Origin of the sequence: Flavobacterium sp., from assembly GCF_035456225.1 — a bacterium.
Taxonomy (GTDB): Bacteria; Bacteroidota; Bacteroidia; order Flavobacteriales; family Flavobacteriaceae; genus Flavobacterium.
Genome location: NZ_DATIDM010000219.1, coordinates 1 through 7,010 on the forward strand (window position 1 = coordinate 1; position 7,010 = coordinate 7,010).

Consider the following 7,010-nt stretch of genomic DNA (forward strand, 5'->3'; position numbering starts at 1 on the left):
TTTTAGCATCATTTACGATTTGCCCTGTTGCCTCATCCAGTTTGTAATAAGCCACCAAATTGGCATAATCCGGATGTGTGGCATCAATCGTTTTATTTTTCCAATTCAGAATGTTTGCAGCCGAAAGCTCTTTGTTCCAAACAGAAAACTCTCTGATACGTCCCACGTAGTTATTATTGTATACAGGAGTATATAATCTACCCAAAACAAGGTTCATTATATTCATCACTTTTGTTTTACCAGTACCGGTAAACCATAATGTACCATTTAAATAGATGTTCATTACACCCGTGGTAGCATTTTTAGTAAAAGTCCAATGATTCCAAACATCTTTGATTACGCTAGCAGTACCATATGGCTTTTGTAACCTGTCGAAAGTAGTTCCAACATAACCACAATCAAAATAAATGTCTGAATTCCAAGGCATGTGAATATTTAACTGTCGCTCATCGGTATTGTTATTTGAATAACCATAAACAATACTGTTGCTTACTGGCATTGAGCTGTCTCCTTTAGTCCAGAAAGCCACTGTAACCTGGCTGTTGATCGTATTGAAAAATTGCGTCCCAATGTCAACATATCCTCCACCGGATACATTAATTGCTGAAATATTGCTTGCAGTAAGTACTCTGTTTTCTGCATTAGAGAAACCTACGAAGTCAATATTAGAACCGCTTGTCCCATTGGTAAATGACATTTCAATGATGATGTTACTGGTTCCATTCCAGTTAAACGGCGTATGAAACTGAATTTTGTTGGTTCCGTTCACGAAAGTATAATCTCTGAAAAATACATCCGTAAAACCTGTAAAATCAAGCGCACTTGCCTGCATACTTGTAGCGGCACTGTTCTTCATTTTGATTTTCAGGAATTTCGCAAGTCCTCCAGTATTAGATACGTTTAGACGGATAGCATTAATATTACCCGCAGTAAACCCGGCAGCTGTTAATTGCGCAGCGGTAATAAGCATTTGTGATCTACCGCTTCTTAAGTTCGTTTTAACCAAATTTGACATTAAAACACTTCCGTTTCCTACCTGATAGGCGTTTTCAGACGTTGTGGAATTCACCACTACATTTTTCTGCGTAAAATCGTAATGATCATACGTTTGTTGCGAGGTGTAAGGGAAAGAAGTTCCCGTAAAACCTGTAATCGTGTAGTTAGGCTGCTTGAAAAGTACTTTTTCAATTTTTGCACTATCTGCTATAAAGGTATTAACAGAGTAATCCCATTCACCACAACCCGTTACACCATCTTCCGGTCCGTTTCTTACCGTTGCGTTTCGGCATCGCAGATTGTATTTCAGAATGATTTTTTCGAAAGTCAAACTCGGGTTGTTGGGAAAACTGATTAAAGTATCCCTTGAAATACTGTTGTGATTAAAACCATGTACCCTGATAGTGTCTCCCACGCTTTGTGCAGACATCAGGTTGGCCTGAATCGAGATGAATAATAAAAGTAATAATTTCTTCATAAGTTAAACGATGTTAATTGCTTTTTGATTCCGCATCAATATTAGCAAAAAACAAGGTTTAAAATTTTCAAAACCACCTGAAAAACAGTATGGTTATACTTATTTAACAAAAAAACAAGCTACTGTTTTTTAACATAATAAAAAGTTAAAATTCCGACTTTAATTCACAGAAATAATTTGTTTTTTTAACATTTTGATCCTTTTTCGAACACAATAAAGAATATTACAATAGATTATGAATAGATTTTTTTCCCGAATAAAAGACATTACATCCCTATTTATAGAAAAAAAACAAACCCGATAGCTTTTAACTATCGGGTTAATTTTTTGTTTTTACTATTTATAATTTCAAATTTATTTTTCAATTTCCTTCAAACTCTCCATTTTTTTGTGAGCCAAGAAACCTTTAATATCTTCGAAATGTTCTTTTACGCGTTTATGCCCGAATTCGAATACTTTTTCAGCCAATCCGTCTAGGAAATCACGGTCATGGGAAACTAAAATCAGCGTTCCGTCAAAATCCTTTAAAGCATCTTTGATGATGTCTTTGGTTTTCATATCCAAGTGGTTCGTAGGCTCATCCAATATAAGAACATTAACCGGCTCCAACAACAGTTTAATCATCGCCAAACGGGTTTTTTCTCCACCTGACAACACTTTTACTTTCTTTTGGATATCATCTCCTTTAAACATGAACGCCCCTAATAAATCTTTGATTTTAGTACGCACATCACCTACAGCAATCTGGTCGATAGTATCAAAAATAGACAAATCCCCATCAAGCAATGAAGCCTGATTCTGAGCAAAATACCCCACCTGAACATTATGTCCGATATCTAATTTTCCGCCTTCATAATCGATTTCTTTCATGATAGCTTTAATCATGGTCGATTTTCCTTCACCGTTTTTACCTACGAATGCAACTTTCTGTCCACGCTCAATTACCATACTTGCATTATTGAAAACCACATGGTCGCCATAGGTTTTTGTCAATTCTTCGACAATCACAGGATATTGCCCTGAACGTGGCGATGGCGGGAATTTCAGTTTTAAAGCCGATGTATCCACCTCATCAACCTCAACAAGCACTAATTTTTCTAACATACGTACACGTGATTGCACTTGCTCTGTTTTTGAAAAAGTCCCTCTGAAACGCTCAATAAACGCTTGATTTTCCGCAATAAATTTCTGTTGTTCGTCGTAGGCTTTCTGCTGGTGAATTCTTCGATCCTGACGTAAAACCAAATAATCAGAATATTTTGCTTTGTAATCGTAAATTCTACCCATCGTTACTTCGATAGTACGATTCGTAATATTATCCACAAATGCACGGTCGTGGGAAATCACCATAACCGCTTTCGCCTGATTGATAAGAAAATCCTCCAACCACTGGATACTATCCATATCCAGGTGATTTGTAGGCTCATCCAGTAAAATCAGATCCGGTTTCTTTAAAAGGATTTTTGCCAATTCGATACGCATTCTCCACCCCCCTGAAAATTCAGAAGTCGAACGTGTAAAATCTTCTCTTTCAAAACCTAAACCTTTCAGTACCTTTTCAACTTCCGCCTCATAATTCACTTCTTCGATCGAATAGTATTTCTCGCTTAATTCGGAAACACGTTCGATCAATTTCATGTAATCGTCGCTTTCATAATCGGTACGGATGGTCAACTGTTCGTTGATTTCGTCGATTTCCTTCTTCATATTCAAAACATCGGCGAAAGCCTTGGACGTTTCTTCCATTACCGTACAATCGTCAGCCGTTAGCAAATGCTGTGGCAAATAAGCAATTACAGCATCGCTTGGCGCTGAAATCCCTCCACGAGTTGGTCTGTTCTCACCCGCAACTATCTTTAGAAGCGTGGATTTTCCAGCGCCGTTTTTCCCCATAAGGGCGATTTTATCATTCTCATTAATGGCAAAAGTCACCTCGCTGAACAACGTTGTTCCGCCAAATTCTACCGCGATATCGTTTACTGTAATCATTTCTGAATTTTGAATTTAGAGGTAAGAAATCAGAAGAGTCCGAACCATTTTTAAAGCCGCAAAGATAACTGAATTTGAAGATACTGCAATTTCAAAAACATTTTCTTAACGGGGACTTTCGCTTTTACCATTCCACATTGTCAGAATTAACAAACTTTTATCAATGAGATATTATTTTTTTTATTAAAATTGCTTGATATATCAAATATTTAAAATGAAACGATTTTTTATAACATCAGCACTTTTGTTATCCCTTATTGCGAATGCACAAACAAAGCCCAGAGCGAGGGATTTGGGAGTTCCGTTCGAAGGAACACCAGGAAAGAACAATGCCATAACCGATGTACCCGGAATTGAAGTCGGCTACAAAACGTTAATCGAAGGAGAAGGGAAGTTAGAACCTGGCAAAGGACCGGTACGAACAGGAGTAACCGTTATCCTCCCCAAAGGAAAAACAGCAAAAAGCTACCCTGCCGCCTGGTATAGCCTAAACGGAGATGGCGAAATGACAGGACTTACCTATATAGAGGATTACGGTAAAAGCTATGGCCCTATTGGGATTACCAACACTAATAGCGTGGGGACGGTACGTGATGCCATCGGACAATGGAACTATAAAAAATTTTCAGAAGGCGATTTCATCGATTTTTCCTTTGGACTTCCGGTGGTAGCCGAAACCTGGGACGGCATGCTGAATGACATCAACGGTTTTCACGTAAAAAAGGAACATGTTTGGGAAGCCTTGGACAACGCCAAAGACGGTCCTGTTCAGGAAGGAAATGTAGGCGGTGGCACCGGAATGGCCTTATATCTCTTTAAAGGCGGAAACGGCACTGCTTCAAGAACTTTCAAAATCGACGGAAAGGAATATACTTTAGGGGTTTTTATCCAAGCGAATTTTGGCGGACGTTCCGATTTGATGGTCGCCGGCATTCCTGTCGGGAAAGAAATTAAGGACTACAAAGCCGTATTAAACCAACAAAAAAGAAAAGACGGCTCTGCGATTGTCATTGTAGCTACCGATGCGCCTTTACTTCCCCATCAGTTGAAATTGGTTGCCAAAAGAGTAACTCATGGTTTAGCAAGGACAGGCACATTTTCCAGTGACAGTTCCGGAGAAATTTTTTTAGCGCTGTCAACCGCTGAACCTGTCGCCAATGAGAAACAAACCATGGAAACCTGGAATGTGCTGACCAAAGAACAATTGAATCCTGTTTTTAAGGCTACTGTGCAGGCTACCGAAGAAGCAATCATCAATACTTTAGTAGCCGCTGAAGACATGGAAGGTATCAACAACAATAAATTTTACGGTATTCCACATGATCAACTGTTGGCAATCCTGAAAAAATACAACCGACTTGCAAAATAGCTTTCGAATGTAACTATGTTTTTGAGTAACTTTATACTTCAAATTTTTTATCATGAAAAAAATAAAATTCACGGTAGTTATTGGTGCCTCAAAAGAAAAAGTATGGAATGTGTTATGGAACGACGACACGTATCAAAAATGGACTTCCGTTTTCAGTGAAGGTTCGAAAGCCGTTTCCGATTGGAAAGAAGGTTCTAAAATTCATTTTTTGGATGCTAACAATAACGGAATGTTCAGCATGATAGACAAACGTGTTGAAAATGAAATCATGAATTTCAAACACATCGGAAATGTAAAAGACGGCGTAGAACAACCGCTTGATGCCGCCACAGAAATCTGGTCGGGCTCAATGGAAAATTATGCTTTGAGCGAAACAGACGGAATCACAACACTCAAAACCGAAATGGACATTATCGAGGATTATCAGGATTTTTTCAATGAAAAATTTCCTTTAGCTTTAGATTTAGTCAAAAAAATGGCAGAGGAATAACAAATAATTTTCCCCACCTGTACTAAAAAGATTATTTTTACAGCGGAATTTAAAACCCTACTATGAAGAAAATCTTTACGCTGCTTTTTATAGCTTCTTACGTATTAAACCTTAATGCTAAAGAACTAAACACTAAATACTTAAGAAAAAACAACTATGAATCAACAAAGGAGTGGAGCATAAAAACAAACGATTTTTCTGCATTAGCTCCTGCTATTACACTGACTTCAAGTCCGTCAACAGCAAACCAGGCAATCTGTGTTAACAATCCTATAGTGAATATAACCTATGCGACCAGTGGCGGCGCGACAGGGGCAACTGTAACAGGATTACCGGCGGGAGTTACCGGGACTTACGCTGCTAATATCTTCACAATTAGTGGCACACCTACAGTTACAGGAGTTTTTAACTATTCAATTACAACAGTAGGTGGTTCACCAGCTGCTACAACGACCGGAACTATAACGATATCTGACCGACCGAATATAACAGTTAACATTCCGTCGATTTGCCAGGGAGGAACGACTGTCGTTACAGCTACTCCGGGAACTTCCGGATCTTATTCTTATGCATGGACAACACCTTCCGGCGCTCCGAATCCAGGAAATGTGGCAAGTTTTTCAACTTCAGTGCTTGGTACTTATTCCGTGATTGTCACCAATATGGCAACCAATTGTTCCAGCGCCAGTGCATCAGGTACTGTAACATCCACTCCTACACCAACCGTTACGGCTTCACCGGCTTCATCAATCCTTTGTTCCGGACAATCTACCGGAATACTGCTGACAGGCACAACTCCTAATACCACTTTTTCTTGGACTTACAGCCAGACAGGAAACGTAACAGGAGCAGCTAACGGAAGTGGAAATATCATTTCTCAAGTGCTTACTACAGGAAGTACTCCCGGAACCGTAACATACACAATTACCCCTAGCGCAAATGGTTGTACAGGAACACCAATAAATGTAACGGTAACTGTAAACCCTATTCCGGTAGTAAACGTTAATATAACTCAAGCTTCTATTTGCACGGGAGATACTACGAACATCACGTTATCGAGCAATACTCCCGGAACAACTTATTCATGGAACGTTGTTCAATCTGGAGGAGTAATTGGTGCAAGCGCCTCACCCAACACAAATGCAACATCAATCAATCAGGTTCTGACAACTTCAAGTACAACTATAGGTCATGCTATTTATACAATTACACCTATTACTAATGCTTGTCCCGGTTCTCCAGTAACAGTTACGGTTACAGTTTATCCTAGGCCAAATATTACAGCAAGCCCTTCGTCATCAACAATCTGTTCAGGGGAAACAACCAATATAATAATGAGCAGTAATGTTCCCGGAACAGTTTTTAATTGGACTGTAGTACCAACAGGTGTCCTGGGAGCGATGTCCGGAACCGGAAACCAAATCAATCAAACCTTAACTACAATCGGCTTGTCTCAAGGTGTAGTTACTTATTACATAACACCAACGGTTGGAGGATGTACAGGCACTCCAATAACGGTTACCATAACGGTCAACCCTACTCCCGAAGTGTTTTCTTTAACTGGCACGTCACTGATTTTGTGTAGCGGTGAATCTGTAGGAATTCTTATTAACTCAAATATACCAGGAACTACCTTTACTTGGACAGTAGTCCAAAACGGAGTTGACGGTGCTTTTGGCGGCAACGGT

5 protein-coding genes are annotated in these 7,010 nt (G+C 39.3%); 3 read left to right on the forward strand and 2 right to left on the reverse strand.

From position 1 onward, the window contains the following. Together VLB74_RS12690 and VLB74_RS12695 are read right to left on the reverse strand one after the other, a co-directional pair. On the reverse strand, positions 1-1,474 hold a 1,474-nt coding region (locus tag VLB74_RS12690), incomplete at its 3' end, for a LamG domain-containing protein (protein ID WP_325203824.1). Between the two features lie 354 nt (positions 1,475-1,828). Continuing rightward, a complete protein-coding gene (locus VLB74_RS12695; protein WP_325203825.1) occupies positions 1,829-3,463 on the reverse strand; it encodes an ABC-F family ATP-binding cassette domain-containing protein in 1,635 nt (544 codons plus the stop codon). 214 nt (positions 3,464-3,677) lie between these two features. On the opposite strand from VLB74_RS12695, the gene VLB74_RS12700 reads away from it, so the two are divergent. The 3 genes from VLB74_RS12700 to VLB74_RS12710 form a co-directional block, all read left to right on the forward strand. Then, positions 3,678-4,832, forward strand: coding sequence for a DmpA family aminopeptidase (locus tag VLB74_RS12700; protein WP_325203826.1), 1,155 nt, complete (start codon positions 3,678-3,680; stop codon positions 4,830-4,832). A 52-nt stretch (positions 4,833-4,884) separates the two neighbouring features. Further along, the gene (locus VLB74_RS12705) at positions 4,885-5,322 is read left to right on the forward strand and encodes an SRPBCC family protein (RefSeq protein ID WP_325203827.1); all 438 of its coding nucleotides are present in this window, start codon (positions 4,885-4,887) and stop codon (positions 5,320-5,322) included. 62 nt (positions 5,323-5,384) lie between these two features. Beyond that, on the forward strand, positions 5,385-7,010 hold a 1,626-nt coding region (locus VLB74_RS12710; protein WP_325203828.1), incomplete at its 3' end, for a PKD-like domain-containing protein.